Genomic DNA, 18,884 nt, shown 5'->3' on the forward strand with positions numbered 1-18,884 from the left:
AAGCGCTCGCCATCCGCGGCGCGGCAACGGTCGCGGAGCGCCGGCTTGCCTCGGTCGTTCACCGCTATCCGCACAAGAAAACGCCCGCGTCCCAACAGAGGGACACGGGTTGTGCACCGTCGTGCCCGCGGCCGGTCTTCGGAAACCGAGGGACCCGTCCGCGGCCTTCGCCGCTAGTCTTGGTAAAGCGGGAATTTTTCCGTCAGCGCCGCCACGCGTTGGCGCGCTTCCTCAAGCGCCTGTTCGCTGTCGCTGTTTTTCAGGGCGAGCCCGATAATGGCGGCGATTTCATCCATCTCTTCCAAGCCGAAGCCGCGTGTGGTGACGGCGGCCGTGCCGATGCGGATGCCGCTCGTGACAAACGGGCTTTCCGGATCGTAAGGAATCGTGTTTTTGTTGACGGTAATCCCGACTTCATCGAGCACTTTTTCCGCCGTTTTCCCGGTCAGCTGCTGCGGGCGCAAGTCAACAAGCAACAAATGGTTGTCCGTGCCTCCGGAAATGAGAGTAAACCCTTCCTTCTGCAAAGCGGAAGCGAGCCGCTTGGCGTTTTCTACCACGCGTTTCGCATACACCTTAAAGTCATCCTGCAGCGCTTCACCAAGCGCGACGGCTTTGGCGGCAATCACATGCATGAGCGGGCCGCCTTGGATGCCGGGGAAAATCGCTTTGTCGATCTGTTTGGCGAACTGCTCTTGGCATAAAATCATTCCTCCGCGCGGGCCGCGCAGCGTTTTGTGGGTCGTCGTCGTCACAAAATGGGCGTACGGCACCGGATTCGGGTGAACACCTGCCGCAACAAGACCGGCAATATGAGCCATATCCACCATTAAATACGCACCGACTTCATCGGCAATCTCGCGGAACTTGGCGAAGTCGATGACGCGCGGGTAAGCGCTGGCGCCGGCGACAATCAACTTCGGCCGATGAAGACGCGCTTTCTCGCGCACATCGTCATAGTCGATGACATGCGTTTCCGGATCGACACCGTATTCGACAAAGTTGTACTGGATGCCGCTGAAATTGACCGGACTGCCATGGGTCAGATGGCCGCCGTGCGACAAGTTCATGCCAAGCACGGTGTCGCCGGGCTCGAGGACGGTGAAATAGACGGCCATGTTCGCCTGCGCTCCGGAGTGCGGCTGAACGTTCGCGTGCTCCGCCCCGAACAGCTGCTTCGCCCGCTCGCGCGCTAGCTCTTCAACGATGTCCACGTATTCACAACCGCCATAATAACGGCGGCCCGGATAGCCTTCGGCGTATTTGTTCGTCAGCACCGACCCTTGCGCTTCCATCACCGCGCGGCTGACGAAATTTTCGGACGCGATCAATTCGATTTTGGCGTGCTGCCGCTTCCGCTCCTGTTCGATGGCGGCGAATACTTGCGGATCTTGCTGTGGCAAGTGATTCATCACTAGCTCCCCCTTATGCGCAATGAATATTCGTTTTTATTTTATCAGCTTTCGCTCGGCAAATCCAAAGGAAAAGTGAATAAAAGATCTAAAAAGAACATGAATCGTTCGGATTTTCCAACGAGTAGACAGCCCGCGCGCCGCCGATCAGCTTCGGCCGTGTTTTCGCCAACGTCACGCACGCCGAACCGACATGCTTGATTGGCACCCGAACGGGGACCGCTACCGGCTTCAAATGCATGCCAATCAGCGTATGGCCGATGTCGATGCCGGCATCGGCGCGAATGGTCTCAACGACAACGGGATCGGCGAACTGCCGATAAGCGTAAGCCGCCATCGCGCCGCCCGCCTTAGGGACCGGAACGACCGAGACGATCTCCAAGCCGTGCGTTTGGGCCGTTTCGCGCTCGACGACAAGGGCGCGGTTTAAATGTTCACAACATTGGAAAGCGAGGGCAATGCCGGTGTCGCGCCGCCATGCCTCCAGTTCGGCAAACAGCATAGCGGCGACGTCCATCGATCCCGCCGTTCCGATTCGTTCCCCCAACACCTCGCTTGTGCTGCAGCCAATGACTACGAGATCGCCGCGCCCAAGCGGCACCTGCTCGCGAAACGCCCGCAAAACCGCTTGCCATTGCCGCTGCCATTTGGCAAGCTGTGCCTCCACGCTATTTCCCTCCTTGACGGTCTTCATACTCAGCGATTTTACCGATCCGCCGCGCATGGCGCCCACCTTCAAATTCAGTCTCCAGCCACGCCTTGGCGATTTCGCGCGCCAAGCCGGGGCCGATGACGCGCTCACCCATCGCGAGGATGTTGCTGTCGTTATGCATGCGCGTCAATTTGGCGCTGTATACATCATGACAAAGGGCGCAGCGCACGCCTTTCACTTTGTTCGCGGCGATCGTCATGCCGATACCTGTGCCACAAATTAAAATGCCCCGGTCAAACTCGCCGCGCGCTACCTTTTCAGCGACCGGAAGCGCGTAATCCGGGTAGTCGACAGACGTCTCACAGTCGCAGCCAAAATCTGTATACTCAATTCCCATTTCATCCAACAGCGTTTTAATTTCCTCACGGATGCGGATTCCGCCGTGATCGGAAGCAATGGCAACTTTCATCGTCGTTCTCCTTTCTGTTCATGGGATCGGCCGTCGCCGCGGGAATGGAAATGGCCGCCGTTTCCCGGACAGGCTTTTAGCGAAACCCTCCATTGCCAGCGATTAGGCGGCCAAAGACATCGGTTGTTTTCGTTCACGCACGTTGCTGCCAAGCATGCCTAACGAGCGCGGAACCGGGTGATCGCTTCGTGCAGCTGTTCCGCCTGTTCCACGAGCTCGCCTGCCAGTTGATGCACATCGCTGACCGCTGCGGTCTGCGCCTCAGTGGCCGCCGTCACTTCAAGCGCTCCGGCGGACGTCTCCTCGGCGATCGCCGCCACCTCTTGCGTCTGCGCCGCCACTCGCTCCATGTGGCTCATTTGGTTTTTCGCCAGCTCGGCGATGTCATGAACGGCGCGGATCACTTCGCCGGCCGATGATGCCATAGCGGCGATCGCCTCATTCGTCTGTTTCCCTTTCGCCGCTTCGGCCGACGCCGCGGCGGCTTGCTCGTCCATTTGCACGACGACCCGGGCAACCTCGGTTTGGATCGTATTCACCAATTCGGCAATTTGTTTCACCGCCGCCGCGCTTTCATCAGCCAACTTGCGCACTTCCTCGGCGACAACGGCGAATCCCCGCCCGTGTTCGCCGGCGCGGGCCGCCTCGATGGACGCGTTGAGCGCCAGCAAGTTCGTCTGTTCGGCCATATCGGCGACAAGCAACGTAATGTGGCTGATTTGTTTCGCGTGTTTTTCAAGCTGCTTGACCGCTGCCCGCGACAGCTCTTGATCGTTGGCCAGCTGCTCAATGCCGCTGATGAGGGAATGAGTCAGCTCACGGCTCGCCTTGAGCGTCTCCGCCATCCCTTGCACGGATCGTTCTGCCCGTTCAGCGGTGTCTTTCACTTTCAAGGCAATGGCAAGCACGTCTTCAGCCGCCCCCGCTGCTTCTTGAACCGCCTCAGCCGATGCGGAAGCCCCTTTGGCAATCTCATCCATCGTCGCCGCAATCTCCCGGGCGCGGCCGGCCGCCGCTTCAGACGCCTGCTTCATTTCCGCCGTCTTTTCATTCGTCCGCGCCGCATGGGTTTCAATGTTGACGATGACGGCGCGCAAGTGATCAAGCATGCGGTTGAAGGCGACAGCGAGCGAGCGGATTTCATCGTTGGCCGAAGGCAGTGGCACGTCTTCTTCGATGCGCCCGCTGGCCGCTTTCACCGCGGCTTCCTCAAGCTGCTGCAGCGGTTTGGTGATCCAGCCGGCGGCAAAATAGGCGAGCGCTCCGGACCAAGCAATGCCGAGCGCTAAAATGACGATGGTGAACGCCCCTTTGTTGAAGGCGGAAAACCACCAGTCATACAACACATACAAATACAGAGCACTTGTCGAATAAGTGATAAGCGCCAACAGCGTCACAAATATGACGAGCTTCAAGCGCAAACTAAACCGGCGCTGCGTCTTCCCCATCGTTCTCCCCCTTATCCGTCGTCCTTTCACAGCTCTGTCCGCCATTTTTCCGCCAAGCGGTCAATGAGCGCCTCCAGCTCATCGCGCGCTGCCCGATACGCTTCGAGCGGCCCGCCGAACGGATCGGCGATGTCTCCGTCCGTTCCCGCCGCGAATTGCTTCAATGTAAACGTTTTGTCTTTCGCTTCCGGAAAACGTTGAATGATCATCTCCTTATGGCCGGATGTCATCGTCAGCACATGGGTCGCCCAATCAATGTGCTCTTTTTTCAGCAATGAAGAGCGGTGCTTCGCTTCAATGCCTTTTTCCCTCAACGCCATCTTCGCATGATCGGACGCTTCGCTCCCTTCGGCGGCAAATACACCGGCTGACTTGACCTCGACGCCGGGCAGCCGCTTGTTGGCCAAAAGCGCCGCGGCCATCGGGCTCCGGCACGTGTTCCCTGTACAGACAAATAAAATGCGATACGACATGCCATCACCTCTTCCCCTTCCATCACTTATCATCAATATATCATAGGCAAAAGGGCAAAAAAAAGCAGGCAGTCCGTTTTTTCCCCGCCTGAGGTGAAAAACGCCTGCCCGAAAACCGGTGGGCAACGCTCCGTCGGGACGGCAAAATCGCGGTTGACAAGCGTCCCTCCTAGAAAGCTGGTGATTTAAGGGGGCAAGCCGCTGATCAAACCTGTTTCTCAAATGGATAAGCCTCGTCGCATCAGGAGCGCCTCTCAAACATTCCCCCACTGCTCAAGAGAAACAACCGTTTTTCACCAGCCTCCTAGGCCGGTCACCAGAACAACAGCTTGAACCCAAACGCCAGCAGAATGCTGCCGCCCAGCGCCTCGCTGTATGCGCCAAGCCATTGCTGAACGCGGCGACCGACAATCAGGCCCATCCACGTCAATCCCATGCTAAACAAGCCGAACAGGAAAATTGTTGCCATCGTCCGCGCCCCGAAAATGCCGAGGCTCAACCCGACCGAAAAACTGTCCAAACTGACGGTAAAAGCAAAAAAAAGCAGCCCTGCCCCGCGCGGAAACAGCGGTGAGCCGCCCTCGTGCCGAAACGAGGTGACAATCATTTGTCCGCCGAGCCATAACAGCAGCGCGCCTCCCGTATACGTCGCAAAGCTTCCTAATTCGCGTGACAACAGGCGGCCGACGGCCATGCCGACAAGCGGCATGACAATGTGAAACAAGCCGACCGTCAGGCCGATGTAAAAGATTTGCCGAAGCCGAAGACGCAGCATCCCCATCCCCAAGGCGACCGAAAATGCGTCCATTCCCAGTGCGAACGCCATCATCGACAGCGCCATCATTTCTCCGACTAGCGCGCCCATGTTTCTCCCCTCCCGGACTGGCCTTACTGCTAGCATATGCGCGCGCAAAACGGTTTAGACATAGGGCGGGAGCTAAAAGGGACCTCCCCCAATGCCAGGAAGCTTTCATGCGGGCGTCATTCCGGTGCAGCAATCGCACTAACACTAAAAAACAAGGGCGCCTCACCAATGCGATGAAACCCCCACGACCGTTTTCCTATATAGCGCCTCCCACCAGCAGCCTGTTTCTCATTCCGACTGCGTTGCTGCCGGACGCGCGGCTTCCCCGCATCGTTGTCGCCGGGGCGGAACGCGAAACGGGAACCCCGCGCCTCATGTCATGATTTAAAAAATCGTTTTAGTCGTTCGAGTTTCGCCTTGATCTCCTCAAAAGCCGCGCCTCGCTCGTCCCCCCCAAACTCGGCCGGTTGGAGAGGCGGAGCGCCAAGACGAACCGGCTTCCGCTTCACTCCGGTTGCTCATGGATGACACCTCTGTTCGAACGATCGATGTTCGCATGCACCCGTTGAACTTCACTCCTGTTGTTCATGGATGACCGGAAAATCCCGATGACTTTTTTGAAAAGAAGGAAATGAACTTCACTCGTGTTGTTCATGGATGACACGCCCCCCGGCAGCTTTGCGCAACCGGTTCATCAAGGCGACGCCGATTCCTTCTTCTGGAAACGCCTCGCTGTAAATCAGGTCCACATTCGCGTCATCAAACCGACGCAGCGCATCATATAATTGACGGGCGACCGTCTCAAGCGCCCGGCGCGTCCCGCACGAAATGACGATATCGGCCGCATACTGTCCGCGGTGTTCTTCGGTCGTCAACACCCCGACCGCTTTTCCTTCCGCCCGGCTTTCCTCAACGAGCCGCTGCAAAAACGCTGGCGAACCGGCAACGATCCAAAGCGGCGCTTTCGGTGCATAGTGCGTGTATTTCATCCCCGGCGCTTTCGGTGCCCCCGGCTCATGTTCTTGACCAGCCGCTTCAGCCACATGACCGATCACCTTCATGAGCGCTTCTTTCGTCACTCCGCCGGGGCGCAAAATCGTCGGCACTGTCTGGCTGCAGTCAAGCACCGTCGATTCGACGCCGATGCCGGTAGGTCCGCCGTCCATCACCCCGGCAATGCGCCCGTTTAAATCGGCGAGCACATGGGCCGCCGTCGTCGGGCTCGGCCGGCCGGAACGGTTAGCGCTCGGAGCGGCGAGCGCCAACCCACTTTCCTCGATCAAGGCGAGCGCCAACGGATGCGCGGGCATGCGCACCGCCACAGTCGGAAGCCCGGCAGTCACGCGCTCGGACACGGCTCCTTTCCGTTTCGGCAACACGAGCGTGAGCGGGCCCGGCCAAAACCGCTCCATCAATGTCCTGGCCAGCGGCGGAATCGCCGCCACTACGGACTCCGCCTGCGCCATCGTCGCGACGTGAACGATGAGCGGATTGTCACTCGGCCGGCCTTTGGCGGCAAAAATTTTTTCCACCGCCTCCGTATTCGCTGCATCGGCCCCTAGTCCGTACACCGTTTCAGTCGGAAACGCGACAACCTCTCCTGCTCGCAGCCACTCGGCCGCTTCCCGTATTTGTGGATAAGGCCGTTGTTTATCAACAATATTATCCACAACCCAAACACGCGTTTTCAATCGTTTTCACCTTCTTCATCGCCGTCGTTCGTTTTGAAATCAAGCCGATTTTCGTTCCTTGCCAGATCCCCTTCCCGGCTTTTCTTGAAAGTTATACACAAAATGTGAATAAGTTTGTTGTTTTTGTGGATAACTATGTGGACAACTGCCGTCAGCGTGCCCAACCTAACGCCGGCTAGGGTGGAGGCCACGGCCGCCGCAACGCTTTTCAAACGCTCTTCCCCTCTTCGCTCACCGGCCGTGACCGCTTTTACGGAACGAGGTGGTCGAGCCATTCTTTGAAGAAAAATCTCACTTCGACCGGTTGCTCCGCCTCGGTTACAGCCAAGGAAGACTTTCGCTCCTCGCCATCATCGGTTTGAACGGAACCTGCGTCGCCGTTTAACCCGGCTTGACTCGCTCCTCCGGCCGTCTCCTTGGCCGAACTAACCGTTTCCCGTCCGCGCGGCTCCACCTTTTCTCCCCGAACCGTCCCATCCTCGCCGTTCGGCTGGCCCGGCCCGTGATTCGGCGTCTGGCTCGCCATCATCATAACGGCATCACCGTTGGAAAAATCAAGGAAGCAAAGCGGCGGAAACAGGACGCACCACCAGTTCGCCCCTTTTCCCTCCCCAAGGGTAATCAAGACCGCCTCGTACGTGCCGGCTGGGTATACGTAATCGCCATACACTTTCGTCGGAAAACGAACCGGCCGAAACTCCACTTTGTACGGCTGGTGGCTTCGCTCATCACGAAGGACGCGAGCGACGGTTTGTTCAATGTCCGGCAAATGGGAGCGAATGACGCGCTTCGCTTCGGCCAGCGATGTCAATTCGGCCACCCACCCGTTGATTTGCGCGTTGACCGCATCGCGCACTTTCCGTTTCAGCTCCTGGTCTTGCGCGGCATCGCTGTTCGCCAAAATGCGCAGGCGGATCGCGTCATTGGGAATGACGACCGCCGCGTTCGCCCCGGCGTTCGTCTGCTGGCCATACAGATGAACGAGCACACCTGTCGCTAATAGAATCATATATAAACATACGGCTATCGCATTTCCTTTTATCCGCATGATTGGCACCGTCCTTTCATCATTCATTGTGGACGGTGCCGCTTTGTTTTAAACCTATGAATCTAATTTTTTCTTGTCATATAAACCATTCGATCCTTGCCGTTCAAATCAAAGGCCACTTCGACCCGCGCCTCGGGAAACGCTGCCGCTAAAAGCGCAGCGACCGCTTCTCCTTGTCCGGCGCCGACTTCAAACGCGACAAGCGCCGGGACGCCGAGCACAAGCGGCAAATCGCGGGCAAAGCGGCGGTAAAAATCCAAGCCGTCGCGGCCGCCGAAAAGGGCCGTGTGCGGTTCGTAGTCTCTCACCACCGGGGAAAGCATAGCGGCGTCCGTCTCGGCAATGTACGGCGGATTCGAAACGACCACATCGACGGTTCGCCCTTGTTCGATGAGCGGTTGCAACAAGTCGCCGCGCAAAAACGAAACGTTCGCCCCGAGCCGCCGGGCATTTTCCCCGGCAATGGCGAGCGCCGCTTCGGAAATATCGGTGGCGGTCACCGACAACGCCTTGTTCTCGAGCGCCAACGTCACCGCGATCGCTCCGCTTCCGGTACCAACATCGACGACATCGATCCGCTCGCGGCCGGCAAATAGGCACGGCACGCGCTCAAGGACGCCAAGCACCAACTCTTCCGTTTCCGGGCGCGGGATGAGCACATGGCGGTTCACAAGGAACGGCCGTCCGTAAAACCGTTCGTGGCCGATCAAATATTGAACCGGTACATGGTCTACGGCATGGCGGCGCACATCGGCCGCGAACCGCTCGTACACCGCTTCCGCGACCGGCTCGCGCCAACGGGCGAACAGCCCGGCCCGATCGGTGCGCAAATGGTGGCACAACAGCCACTCCGCCGCCCGCTCCTCTTTTCCGTAGGCGCGCAAAAAAGAAGAAGCCCAAGCGAGGACTTCATGCACGTTACGACGCATCGTTCGCTTGCTCCAATTTTTTCGCCTGGTCATCCAAAATAAGAGCCTCAATGATTTCATCCAAATGCCCATCGAGCACTTGGTCGAGCTTTTGGATCGTCAGCCCGATGCGATGGTCGGTGACGCGGTTTTGCGGAAAGTTGTACGTGCGGATGCGCTCGGAACGGTCGCCGGTGCCGACCGCTTGCTTGCGCGTTTGGTCGTATTCAGCGCGCGCTTCTTGCTGGTATTTGTCATAAATGCGGGCGCGCAACACTTTCATCGCTTTTTCTTTGTTTTTGATTTGCGATTTTTCGTCTTGGCACGTGACGACAATGCCGGTCGGAATATGGGTGAGGCGCACGGCCGACATCGTCGTGTTGACGCTTTGCCCGCCGGGTCCGCTGGAGGCAAACGTGTCGACGCGAATGTCTTTTTCGTTGATTTCGACTTCAATGTCTTCCATCTCCGGCAGGCAGGCGACCGTTGCCGTTGACGTATGGATGCGCCCGCCTGATTCCGTTTCCGGGACGCGCTGGACACGATGGGCGCCGTTTTCAAACTTCAGCTTGGAATACGCCCCTTTGCCGTTGATCATAAAAATGATTTCTTTATAGCCGCCGAGGCCGGTCGGGCTCGCTTCGATCACTTCCGTCTTCCACCCTTGCGATTCCGCATAGCGCGTATACATCCGGTACAAGTCGCCGGCAAACAGCGCCGCCTCTTCGCCACCGGCGGCGGCGCGAATTTCCATGATGACGTTTTTCTCATCGTTCGGGTCTTTCGGCAAAAGCAGCACTTTCAGCTTGTCAACGAGCGCCTCTTCTCGTTCTTCGAGCTCAGCAATTTCCTCTTTCACCATCTCGCGCAGCTCGGGTTCCAGCTTTTCTTCGAGCATCGCTTTCGCTTCCAAGAGCTGCTCGCGAACCGACTTGTATTCCCGGTATGTTTGCACCGTTTCCTCCAAATCGGCTTGTTCTTTCGAATAATCGCGCAACTTTTTCGGATCGTTGATGACGTCGGGGTCCATCAGCAGCTCATTCAATTTTTCGTACCGTTGTTCGACAGCTTCCAACCGGTCAAACACATGATTCACCTCTGTTTTTGCACACAGTCTAATTTTAGATTATACCACGAAACGCGGCCAAACAAAAACCCCCGCCTTCGGCAAGCGGGAGCTGTCAGTTGACGCGGACGATGATTTCGTATGTTGGAATCGCTTTGGTCAACAGCTGGTCAATGCGGCGCGCTTCGTGCTGTCGCTCTTTAGCGGACAGCGTATCCGGCGCATCGACCGTTACATACAGATTGCTGCCATGAAACCAAATGGAATCGACGCGGTCGTCGGTATGACGTTCAATCAGTTGCACCGCCTTGCGCAGATCGGCGCGCTGGTTTTCGCTTCCTTCCGTTAAACTGATGAAATTCGGGTTTTGCCGCGTTTTCTCCGGGTCGTCAAAATGGTTGTACAAGTCGCGATCCGCGTCGATGTTCGGCCGCTCCTCCGTCATGAGGCGCGCGCCGTTTTTGTCCTCGCTTTGCTGACGATACGACGGATGATCCGGACGCAGCGAACAAGCGGAAAGAAGCAAAGCACATCCTAACAGCCCAATGCGTTTCATTGATTTCGCCTCCTTGCTGTTAGGATGTCCATGACCGACGGCAATATTTCTTCCATCATTCGCCTGCTTGTTCACCGGCAGACAGCAAAGGCGCGCCGGCCGCTTTTGCCGCGACCTGCGCCCGCTATGGTCCCGGCATGTGCCGGTTTGACAGCACCGCTTCGTTTCCCGTGAAAATGCCGAACTGACGCGGATTTTCATCCTCTGGTGAAGGGCAGATCACACTGCTCATGAAACTTTTCCACGAAAATGCTGAACTGACGCCGATTTTCATCCCCGAGTGGAGGGCAGACCGCGCTGCCCATGAAACTTTTCCGTCTCACTCACCGGCATGCTCAGCCAAGGAGTGGGGGCGTTTGGGCGGTTTGCCCGGCACTTCATGGTGATGGCGGCAGCGCGGCTCATACGCTTCGCTGGCGCCGACAAGAATGACGGGATCATCATAAGAGGCCGGGACACCGTTAATCAACCGCTGCGTCCGGCTGGCCGGGGAGCCGCAGACGGTGCATACTGCCTGCAATTTCGTCACCGATTCCGCGATCGCCATCAGCGTCGGCACCGGCCCGAACGGCTCGCCGCGGAAATCTTGGTCGAGCCCAGCGGCGATGACGCGATACCCGCGGTCGGCGAGCGTTTGCACGACATCGATGATGTCATCGGAAAAAAACTGCACTTCGTCAATGGCGACCACATCGGTCGCGGCGGTAATGTAGCGGAACATTTCCTCCGGCGTCGCGACCGGAATGGCGATCACCGAATTGCCGTTGTGCGAAACGACCGCATCATCGCTGTAACGGTTGTCCATCGTTGGCTTGAATACTTTCACTTCCTGCCTGGCGAACTGGGCGCGGCGAACGCGGCGAATCAATTCTTCCGACTTGCCGGAGAACATGCTGCCGCAAATGACTTCCAGCCAGCCGGACTGTGTCATCACATACATGGAGGCCTCTCCTTTCACACCACACTATCATCTAGACGGGCGCCGAAGCAAACGCGAGCAACAAGCGCCGGCATCCGTTCTCACGAAAAAGCAGGCAAGTGTCCGCTTGCCTGCTTTCGCTCGTCCTTGTTATTGAAGGCCGTATTTTTTATTGAATTTGTCCACGCGGCCCGCGGCGGTGACGAATTTTTGTTTGCCCGTGAAGAACGGATGGCACTCCGAGCAAATCTCCACGCGCAGTTCGTCTTTGACCGAACCGCTTTCGAATTCGTTGCCGCATGCGCAGCGGACGATGACTTTTTTGTACGCTGGATGGATCCCTTGTTTCATCGTTTTCATCTCCTTCCGCCCTGGATCTCGTCGAAACAGAGTGATTCATTCATGGGGCGCTTCCACCTAGCCGGGGAAGCGCTGCGTTCAGAACGGCCGGAGCGCATCCACAGACGCCCGCGGCCGACAAAGACCGTTTTACGTACAACCTTGTGATGGCCCAGTCGAAACACACATGACAAGATTATAACAGCTTTTCTGAGGTTTTGCAACGGGCAAATCCCGACAAATACAGGAAACCCCGCTGAACCGCGGCGGCAACGGAGCGAGGCGAAACGCGCCGGCGCCAACCAAGAGCCAGACCTCGTCCTGACCGCGCCGCCCGCTTGTGTTGGGCCTCCTTAAATGCGGAGTGGACCTCCGTTTTTCCACTCTTGATCGAGCAAGGCGAAAAACTCTTCGTTGGACTTTGTGCGGCGCAGCTTGTTCAAAAACCGCTCAATAAAGTCCGGCGAATCAGCCATCGTTTTGCGGATCGCCCACAATTTGTCCAAATGCTCTTTCGGAATGAGCAGCTCCTCTTTGCGCGTTCCCGAGCGGCGAATGTCGATCGCCGGGAAAATGCGGCGCTCGGCGAGCGACCGATCGAGGTGCAGCTCCATGTTGCCGGTGCCTTTAAACTCTTCGTAAATGACATCGTCCATGCGCGATCCGGTGTCGATGAGAGCCGTTGCCAAAATCGTGAGGCTGCCGCCTTCCTCAATGTTGCGCGCCGCGCCGAAAAACCGCTTCGGCCGGTGAAACGCCGCCGGATCAATCCCGCCCGACAGCGTGCGGCCGCTCGGCGGAATGACGAGGTTGTACGCCCGGGCGAGGCGCGTGATGCTGTCCATCAAAATCACGACATCGCGCTTATGTTCGACTAGCCGCATCGCCCGCTCCAAAACGAGCTCCGCCACGCGGATATGGTTTTCCGGCACTTCGTCAAACGTCGAGCTAACCACTTCGCCTTGCACCGACCGCTCAATGTCGGTCACCTCTTCCGGCCGTTCATCAATGAGGAGAACGATGAGTTCGACATCCGGATGATTGGTCGTGATGCTGTTGGCAATTTCCTTTAGCAGCATCGTTTTCCCAGCTTTGGGCGGCGCGACGATCAATCCGCGCTGGCCAAAACCGACCGGGGCGATCAAATCAATGATGCGGGTCGACAGCTTGTCCGGGGTCGTCTCCAATTTCATTTGCCGGTTTGGATATAACGGGGTCAGCGCCGGAAAGTGAACGCGTTCCTTGGCGATCTCTGGATCCTCGCCGTTGACCGCCTCGACGTGAAGCAAGCCGAAGTAGCGCTCATTTTCCTTTGGTGGTCGCACTTTTCCAGACACTTTATCCCCGTTGCGCAAATCAAAACGGCGAATCTGGGAAGCGGAAATGTAAATGTCTTCCGAGCTCGGGGAATAACCGACAGGCCGCAAAAAGCCAAACCCTTCGGACGGTATGATTTCGAGAACGCCTTCCATGAAAGAGAGGCCGTCTTGTTCGGCACGCGCTTTCAAAATGGCAAAAATAAGCTCTTTTTTCGTCAACTTGCTATAGTATGATATTTTGTACTGTTTGGCGAGCTCATACAGCTCTTTTAATTTCATGTTTTCTAAGGCCGCTAACGTTAGTTCCATCTCGACACCACGCTTTGCAAAGTTTCCTATTCTCCCATCGTGCGCATTCGGATATATCGATCATCAATTTCCACGGGCGAAGGGATCATTCGTTTCGAAGATAATGAAGGCTGAATAAAAGGAAAGTAGAATGGCAGAGCTTATTTTTGCACAGGCAACACGACTATTTTACCCCTTTTTCTCCCTTTTAATCAATCTTTTTTTGTTTTTTTCGGCGGGGCGCGGCGCGAGGGGCCGGCGCCGCCGTCAAGCCGAGATGGAAGGCAGGTCACTTAATGACCAAATTCGGCTTTTTCTTCAAGCTATGTCGCCCTTCGATGAAGCGAACGGTGCCCGACTTGGCGCGCATGACGACCGAGTGGGTGAGGCCGTATGCTCCCTTCAGCTGCACGCCGCGCAGCAGTTCCCCGTCGGTGACACCGGTGGCGGCAAAAATCGCGTCGTCCCCTTTCACGAGGTCGTCCATGCGCAGCACTTTGTTGACGTCGATCCCCATTTGTTTGCACCGCTCAAGTTCAGCATCATTTTGCGGCAGCAGTTTCCCTTGCAGCTCGCCGCCAAGGCATTTCAGTGCGACGGCCGCAAGCACCCCTTCCGGCGCGCCGCCGGAGCCGAACAAAATATCGACGCCGGTATGGTCAAACGCCGTATTGATGGCAGCAGCGACGTCACCGTCATTGATGAGCTTGATGCGGGCGCCGGCCTCGCGCAGCTCGTGGATGAGACGCTCGTGGCGCGGGCGATTGAGAACAACGGCAACGACGTCTTCAATGTCTTTATTTTTCGCTTTCGCTACCGCTTTTAAATTGTCAATGATCGGCGCTTCGATGTCGATCATCCCGACCGCTTCCGGGCCGACCGCGATTTTTTCCATGTACATGTCCGGGGCGTGAAGCAGATGACCGTGATCAGCGACGGCGACGACCGCCAAGGCGTTCCATCCCCCTGAGGCGACGATGTTTGTCCCTTCCAATGGGTCAACCGCGACATCAACACGCGGACCGTAGCCGTTGCCAAGTTTTTCCCCGATGTACAACATCGGCGCCTCGTCCATTTCTCCTTCCCCGATGACGACCGTCCCTTTCATCGGCACGGTGTCAAATACGTCGCGCATGGCCGATGTCGCCGCCTCGTCGGCTTCATTTTTTTTCCCGCGCCCCATCCAGCGAGCGGCGGCCAGCGCCGCCGCCTCGGTGACGCGCACGAGTTCCATTGACAAGCTTCGCTCCATCGTTGTTCTCCCCTTCCCCTTTGCCCTTGGTGTTACGCGTTTTTCACTTGTTCCACTTCTTCATCGGTCATTTTTTCACGCCAAATGACAGCGCCGATGTCGGACAGTTTTTCCACCAAGCCGCTGTAGCCGCGGTCGATATGCTCAACGCCGGTGATTTCCGTCATCCCCTCCGCCATCATCCCGGCGATGACAAGCGCTGCCCCGGCGCGCAAATCGCTCGCTTTCACCTTTGCCCCTTGCAGCTTGACCGGGCCGGTGACAATGGCCGAGCGGCCTTCGACTTTGACGTTGGCGTTCATGCGCCGCAACTCGTCGATATGCTTGAAGCGGGCGCTGTAAATCGTATCGGTGACGACGCTTGTCCCGTTCGCCTTTGTCAGCAATGCGGTAAACGGCTGCTGCAAATCGGTCGGAAACCCTGGATAGACGAGCGTCTTGACGTCAACCGCTTTCAAAACCTCGGTGCCGGCGACCAAAATCTGATCTTCGCCCGTCTCGACGCGCACGCCCATTTCGCGCAATTTCGCCGTCAGCGACTCAACGTGCTGAGGGATGACGTTATCAACGATGACCTCGCCGCCAGTGGCCGCAGCGGCAATCATATACGTTCCGGCTTCGATCCGGTCCGGAATGATGGCGTGTCGGCAGCCCGATAATTTTTCGACGCCGTCAATGCGAATGACATCGGTGCCGGCTCCTTTGATTTTCGCGCCCATGTTCGACAGCAATGTCGCCACATCGATGATTTCCGGCTCTTTCGCCGCATTTTCAATGATCGTCCGCCCTTTGGCGCGCACCGCCGCCAGCATGATGTTGATCGTTGCCCCGACGCTGACGACGTCCAAAAAAATGCGGGCCCCGCGCAGCTCCTCGGCGCGCAAATAAATCGCGCCCTGCTCGTTCGTCACCGTGGCGCCGAGCGCCTCAAACCCTTTAATATGTTGATCGATCGGGCGCGGTCCAAGGTGGCAGCCGCCCGGCAGGCCGACGACCGCTTTTTTGAAGCGGCCGAGCATCGCTCCCATCAAATAGTACGAGGCGCGCAGTTTTTTTACTTTCCCGTTGGGGAGCGGCATGGACACCATATCCGTCGGGTCGATGACCGCCTCTTTGCCGTCAAATGAAAACGCCCCGCCGATTTCTTCGATTAAGCTTCCTAAAATGCGCACATCGGAAATATCCGGCAATCCCTCGATCGTCACCGGCGACTCGGCCAAAATCGCGGCCGGAATCAAGGCGACGGCGCTGTTTTTTGCGCCGCTCACTTTGATCGTCCCGCGCAGCCGCTCCCCGCCGATGATTTTGATTTTATCCATCGTCGTCTCCCTTCTTTGCACAGAAGTTGGCTTCCTTTGCAGGCCGAGAATGCGGCGCGGCGGGCCGAACGCCCAGCGCAAGGCAAAAAAGGCGGGCCCGCTTCACCGGGAAAACGAATGGCTTTCCTGTTATTGTTTCCGATTCCAGTCGGCAAGAAACTTCTCGATCCCTTGATCGGTCAGCGGATGGTGGAACAGCTGCATCAGCACTTTGTACGGCACGGTGGCGATATGCGCTCCGCGCAGCGCGGCTTCTGTCACATGGTGCGGATGGCGAATCGAAGCGGCGATGATCTCCGTCTCAATGCCGTGAATGTTGAAAATGTCAGCGATGGTGGAAATGAGCTCCAAGCCGTTGTGGCCGATGTCGTCGAGGCGACCGAGAAACGGCGAGACGTAGGTGGCGCCAGCGCGCGCAGCCAGCAGCGCTTGGTTGGCGGTAAACACGAGCGTAACGTTCGTTTTGATGCCTTTTTCGCTGAATGTTTTCACCGCCTTTAGCCCTTCCGGCGTCATCGGCACTTTAATCGTGATGTTCGGGGCGATTTTGGCCAACTCCTCGCCCTCTTCGATCATGCCGGCCGCATCGGTCGAGATGACTTCGGCGCTGACCGAACCGGAAACGATCGATGTAATTTCGCGGAGCCGCTCGTGGAATGACACGTTTTCCTTTGCCACAAGGCTCGGATTGGTCGTCACCCCAGCCAAAATCCCGAGTTCATGAGCATGTTTAATTTCTTCCAAATTGGCCGTATCAATGAAAAATTTCATGGCGGACCCTCCTTCGTTCATGATGAGACGGAAACAAGCAGGCCAGTCCAAGCGGCGGGCGAACCCGCCGGTTGGACAAGGTTATTGCGCCGCTTTGCCAGACGAACCGAACTCGCGCATTTTGCCAATGACCGTCGCTTTGATGGCATCGCGACCCGGACCGATGATTTTGCGCGGGTCGTAAACGTTCGGGTCGCTAGCGAGCAGCTCGCGGACGACTTTCGTGAACGCCATTTGGTTTTCGGTATTGACGTTGATTTTCGATGTGCCAAGGGAAATGGCGCGCTGAATTTGTTCGGTCGGAATGCCGGTGCCGCCGTGGAGCACGAGCGGGACGCCGGTCAGGTCGCGGATTTGTTCCATTTCGGCAAATCCGAGCTTCGGTTCCCCTTTGTACGGGCCATGCACCGAACCAAGAGCCGGAGCGAGACAGTCGATGCCCGTCCGTTTGACAAGCTCTTCACATTCTTTCGGGTCGGCGTAAATAATCCCTTCGCCGACGACATCATCTTCCTGCCCGCCGACGATGCCGAGCTCGGCTTCAACCGACACGCCGCGCGCATGGGCATATTCGACGACTTGCGAGGTGATGCGGACGTTTTCCTCAAACGGATGATGAGAGGCGTCAATCATGACCGAGGTGAATCCAGCGTCGATGGCTGCTTTGCATTTTTCAAAACTCGAGCCATGGTCTAGGTGAATGGCGACCGGAACCGTGATGTTCATGTCTTCCATCAAGCCTTTCACCATGTTGACGACCGTTTTAAACCCGCTCATGTAGCGGGCCGCTCCTTCGGAAACGCCGAGAATGACCGGCGATTTTTCTTCTTCGGCCGCCGCTAGAATGGCTTGCGTCCATTCCAAGTTGTTAATGTTGAACTGGCCGACCGCGTATTTGCCGCGCAGCGCGTCGTTGAGCATCTCCTTCATTGATACTAACGGCATGGTTCTATCCTCCTTCGCTGATCATCGCCCTTGCCACCCAAGCGGAACGTGAACCGGCAGGCGCAAAGGGCATCTACGTTATAAGCATACCAACTTGCCGGCAAAACAGCAACATTTCCATTCGGAAGCCGGCAGCTGGCAGCCTGCGAAGCCTCTCTTTACAGCGCCAAGCATTTTTTGACCGCCGCGCGCAAATCATCGATGTCAAACGGCTTGGCAAAATGCATCAGCGCTCCGAGCTCTTTCGTTTCTTGAATCATATCCAGCTCGCCATAGGCGGTCATGATGATCACTTTCATATCAGGGTCGATGTCTTTGAGCCGCTTTAAAATCTCAATGCCATCCATGCCGGGAATTTTCATGTCCAAAAGCACTAAATCGGGGCGGTGCTTGCGGGCGATTTCGAGCGCCTGCATGCCGTTGGCGGCCTGATAGGTCGCATATCCTTCCCGCTGAAACACTTCGTTTAACAAAATGCGGATGCCGTATTGGTCATCAACAATTAAGATTTTGCTTTCCACCGCTATGCACCTCTATTCTTTTGTTCTTTCTATTAATCTTTCGCATTTCCCGAACGTATTTCCTGCCTGCTTTTCTTGACATTTGCATGTTTTGTATAATAACGGCGAAAGGAGGCCGAACAATGAAAATTTTGACGACCCAAACGATCGGACTGCTGCAAAAAATCGCGGCTGACGAGGAACCGGCCATCGAAGACGGGGCGCGTCTGCTCGCCCAGGCCGCTATCGGCGATGGACACATTTGGCTGTATGGCAGCGGTGAACTCGATGCGGTCGCCGCCGCCGCGCTTCTTGGCCCTGATCCGTTGCCGAAAGCCAAACGGCTGGAACCGACGGCAACCAGTGATTGGCGGGAAACGGATCGCGCGCTTCTCTTCGCTCGCTTTTCCAATGATTGTGAGGCCATTCGCCTCGTCGAACAGCTGCAGGCACACGGCGTCGATGCAGTGGCCGTCGCGGCGCTCGTCAAGGATGACCCCGGACTGGCCGATATAGCTACCGTCTTTATCGACAGCAAACTTTCCCGTCCGCTCGTGCCGACCGAAGACGGCCGCCGCATCGGCATGCCGACGATCATCACCGCTTCCTTCGTCTACTACGGGCTGCGCGTGTTGCTCGATGAAATTTTATCGGAATATGAATAACGCTCGCCATCCAAAATGAGCGCTCTCCCGTCGGCTGAA

General features: G+C 57.0%; 21 protein-coding genes. 1 reads left to right on the forward strand and 20 read right to left on the reverse strand.

Annotated features, from left to right (window positions below; all coding sequences use genetic code 11):
• Positions 1-173 precede the first annotated feature (173 nt).
• The 20 genes from glyA to ACTVIM_RS16575 all read right to left on the reverse strand — a co-directional run bounded on the left by glyA (position 174) and on the right by ACTVIM_RS16575 (position 18,201).
• Positions 174-1,412, reverse strand: a complete 1,239-nt coding sequence (gene glyA, locus ACTVIM_RS16480; RefSeq protein ID WP_144976714.1) for a serine hydroxymethyltransferase — start codon at positions 1,410-1,412, stop codon at positions 174-176.
• A gap of 88 nt (positions 1,413-1,500) precedes the next feature.
• The gene (locus ACTVIM_RS16485; protein WP_445614379.1) at positions 1,501-2,106 is read right to left on the reverse strand and encodes a TIGR01440 family protein; all 606 of its coding nucleotides are present in this window, start codon (positions 2,104-2,106) and stop codon (positions 1,501-1,503) included.
• Positions 2,081-2,533 carry a ribose 5-phosphate isomerase B gene (gene rpiB, locus ACTVIM_RS16490; protein ID WP_033842868.1) on the reverse strand — a complete coding sequence of 151 codons (453 nt, stop codon included), beginning with the start codon at positions 2,531-2,533 and terminating at the stop codon, positions 2,081-2,083. The genes ACTVIM_RS16485 and rpiB overlap by 26 nt, the downstream gene beginning before the upstream one ends.
• A 158-nt stretch (positions 2,534-2,691) precedes the next feature.
• Positions 2,692-3,981, reverse strand: a complete 1,290-nt coding sequence (locus tag ACTVIM_RS16495) for a methyl-accepting chemotaxis protein (protein WP_445613243.1) — start codon at positions 3,979-3,981, stop codon at positions 2,692-2,694.
• A gap of 26 nt (positions 3,982-4,007) precedes the next feature.
• Positions 4,008-4,454 (reverse strand): low molecular weight protein arginine phosphatase, encoded by a 447-nt coding sequence (locus ACTVIM_RS16500; RefSeq protein WP_445613244.1) that lies wholly within the window; start codon positions 4,452-4,454, stop codon positions 4,008-4,010.
• 313 nt (positions 4,455-4,767) lie between these two features.
• Positions 4,768-5,319, reverse strand: coding sequence for a manganese efflux pump MntP (locus ACTVIM_RS16505; RefSeq protein WP_033020515.1), 552 nt, complete (start codon positions 5,317-5,319; stop codon positions 4,768-4,770).
• Between the two features lie 578 nt (positions 5,320-5,897).
• Positions 5,898-6,950, reverse strand: coding sequence for an L-threonylcarbamoyladenylate synthase (locus ACTVIM_RS16510; protein ID WP_445613245.1), 1,053 nt, complete (start codon positions 6,948-6,950; stop codon positions 5,898-5,900).
• Positions 6,947-7,162, reverse strand: coding sequence for a hypothetical protein (locus ACTVIM_RS16515; protein WP_445613246.1), 216 nt, complete (start codon positions 7,160-7,162; stop codon positions 6,947-6,949). The genes ACTVIM_RS16510 and ACTVIM_RS16515 overlap by 4 nt, the downstream gene beginning before the upstream one ends.
• 38 nt (positions 7,163-7,200) lie before the next feature.
• Positions 7,201-8,025 (reverse strand): stage II sporulation protein R, encoded by an 825-nt coding sequence (spoIIR, locus tag ACTVIM_RS16520; RefSeq protein ID WP_445613247.1) that lies wholly within the window; start codon positions 8,023-8,025, stop codon positions 7,201-7,203.
• 35 nt (positions 8,026-8,060) lie between these two features.
• Positions 8,061-8,927, reverse strand: a complete 867-nt coding sequence (gene prmC / locus ACTVIM_RS16525) for a peptide chain release factor N(5)-glutamine methyltransferase (protein WP_445613248.1) — start codon at positions 8,925-8,927, stop codon at positions 8,061-8,063.
• Entirely contained in the window at positions 8,917-9,993 is a 1,077-nt protein-coding gene (gene prfA, locus ACTVIM_RS16530; protein ID WP_445613249.1) for a peptide chain release factor 1, read from the reverse strand. Before prfA ends, prmC begins: the two co-directional genes overlap by 11 nt.
• Positions 9,994-10,087: 94 nt before the next feature.
• Positions 10,088-10,528, reverse strand: a complete 441-nt coding sequence (locus tag ACTVIM_RS16535) for a hypothetical protein (RefSeq protein WP_033020527.1) — start codon at positions 10,526-10,528, stop codon at positions 10,088-10,090.
• 319 nt (positions 10,529-10,847) lie between these two features.
• Positions 10,848-11,468, reverse strand: coding sequence for a thymidine kinase (locus ACTVIM_RS16540; RefSeq protein ID WP_033020528.1), 621 nt, complete (start codon positions 11,466-11,468; stop codon positions 10,848-10,850).
• 129 nt (positions 11,469-11,597) lie between these two features.
• Entirely contained in the window at positions 11,598-11,798 is a 201-nt protein-coding gene (rpmE, locus tag ACTVIM_RS16545) for a 50S ribosomal protein L31 (protein ID WP_033020529.1), read from the reverse strand.
• Between the two features lie 341 nt (positions 11,799-12,139).
• Entirely contained in the window at positions 12,140-13,414 is a 1,275-nt protein-coding gene (gene rho / locus ACTVIM_RS16550) for a transcription termination factor Rho (RefSeq protein ID WP_033020530.1), read from the reverse strand.
• Positions 13,415-13,682: 268 nt separating this feature from the next.
• Entirely contained in the window at positions 13,683-14,645 is a 963-nt protein-coding gene (gene glpX / locus ACTVIM_RS16555; protein ID WP_033020531.1) for a class II fructose-bisphosphatase, read from the reverse strand.
• Between the two features lie 32 nt (positions 14,646-14,677).
• Positions 14,678-15,964: a UDP-N-acetylglucosamine 1-carboxyvinyltransferase gene (locus ACTVIM_RS16560; RefSeq protein ID WP_033020533.1), complete on the reverse strand. Its 1,287-nt coding sequence runs from the start codon at positions 15,962-15,964 to the stop codon at positions 14,678-14,680.
• 129 nt (positions 15,965-16,093) lie between these two features.
• Positions 16,094-16,735 (reverse strand): fructose-6-phosphate aldolase, encoded by a 642-nt coding sequence (gene fsa / locus ACTVIM_RS16565; protein WP_033020535.1) that lies wholly within the window; start codon positions 16,733-16,735, stop codon positions 16,094-16,096.
• A gap of 81 nt (positions 16,736-16,816) precedes the next feature.
• Positions 16,817-17,680: a class II fructose-bisphosphate aldolase gene (locus tag ACTVIM_RS16570; protein ID WP_033021920.1), complete on the reverse strand. Its 864-nt coding sequence runs from the start codon at positions 17,678-17,680 to the stop codon at positions 16,817-16,819.
• 158 nt (positions 17,681-17,838) lie between these two features.
• Entirely contained in the window at positions 17,839-18,201 is a 363-nt protein-coding gene (locus ACTVIM_RS16575; protein ID WP_033021918.1) for a response regulator, read from the reverse strand.
• A gap of 122 nt (positions 18,202-18,323) precedes the next feature.
• Between ACTVIM_RS16575 and ACTVIM_RS16580 the strand changes: the two genes are divergently transcribed.
• Positions 18,324-18,845, forward strand: a complete 522-nt coding sequence (locus tag ACTVIM_RS16580; RefSeq protein ID WP_445613250.1) for a DUF2529 domain-containing protein — start codon at positions 18,324-18,326, stop codon at positions 18,843-18,845.
• The last annotated feature ends 39 nt before the right edge of the window (positions 18,846-18,884 follow it).

The sequence above is a fragment of the Geobacillus sp. YF-1 genome, from assembly GCF_052692335.1.

Excerpts from the sequence above, each read along its gene's own strand:
- glyA (WP_144976714.1), bottom strand. The coding sequence starts at position 1,412 with ATGAATCACTTGCCACAGCAAGATCCGCAAGTATTCGCCGCCATCGAA.
- ACTVIM_RS16485 (WP_445614379.1), bottom strand. The coding sequence starts at position 2,106 with ATGAAGACCGTCAAGGAGGGAAATAGCGTGGAGGCACAGCTTGCCAAA.
- rpiB (WP_033842868.1), bottom strand. The coding sequence starts at position 2,533 with ATGAAAGTTGCCATTGCTTCCGATCACGGCGGAATCCGCATCCGTGAG.
- ACTVIM_RS16495 (WP_445613243.1), bottom strand. The coding sequence starts at position 3,981 with ATGGGGAAGACGCAGCGCCGGTTTAGTTTGCGCTTGAAGCTCGTCATA.
- ACTVIM_RS16500 (WP_445613244.1), bottom strand. The coding sequence starts at position 4,454 with ATGTCGTATCGCATTTTATTTGTCTGTACAGGGAACACGTGCCGGAGC.
- ACTVIM_RS16505 (WP_033020515.1), bottom strand. The coding sequence starts at position 5,319 with ATGGGCGCGCTAGTCGGAGAAATGATGGCGCTGTCGATGATGGCGTTC.
- spoIIR (WP_445613247.1), bottom strand. The coding sequence starts at position 8,025 with ATGAATGATGAAAGGACGGTGCCAATCATGCGGATAAAAGGAAATGCG.
- prmC (WP_445613248.1), bottom strand. The coding sequence starts at position 8,927 with ATGCGTCGTAACGTGCATGAAGTCCTCGCTTGGGCTTCTTCTTTTTTG.
- ACTVIM_RS16535 (WP_033020527.1), bottom strand. The coding sequence starts at position 10,528 with ATGAAACGCATTGGGCTGTTAGGATGTGCTTTGCTTCTTTCCGCTTGT.
- ACTVIM_RS16540 (WP_033020528.1), bottom strand. The coding sequence starts at position 11,468 with ATGTATGTGATGACACAGTCCGGCTGGCTGGAAGTCATTTGCGGCAGC.
- rpmE (WP_033020529.1), bottom strand. The coding sequence starts at position 11,798 with ATGAAACAAGGGATCCATCCAGCGTACAAAAAAGTCATCGTCCGCTGC.
- rho (WP_033020530.1), bottom strand. The coding sequence starts at position 13,414 with ATGGAACTAACGTTAGCGGCCTTAGAAAACATGAAATTAAAAGAGCTG.
- glpX (WP_033020531.1), bottom strand. The coding sequence starts at position 14,645 with ATGGAGCGAAGCTTGTCAATGGAACTCGTGCGCGTCACCGAGGCGGCG.
- ACTVIM_RS16560 (WP_033020533.1), bottom strand. The coding sequence starts at position 15,964 with ATGGATAAAATCAAAATCATCGGCGGGGAGCGGCTGCGCGGGACGATC.
- fsa (WP_033020535.1), bottom strand. The coding sequence starts at position 16,735 with ATGAAATTTTTCATTGATACGGCCAATTTGGAAGAAATTAAACATGCT.
- ACTVIM_RS16570 (WP_033021920.1), bottom strand. The coding sequence starts at position 17,680 with ATGCCGTTAGTATCAATGAAGGAGATGCTCAACGACGCGCTGCGCGGC.
- ACTVIM_RS16580 (WP_445613250.1), top strand. The coding sequence starts at position 18,324 with ATGAAAATTTTGACGACCCAAACGATCGGACTGCTGCAAAAAATCGCG.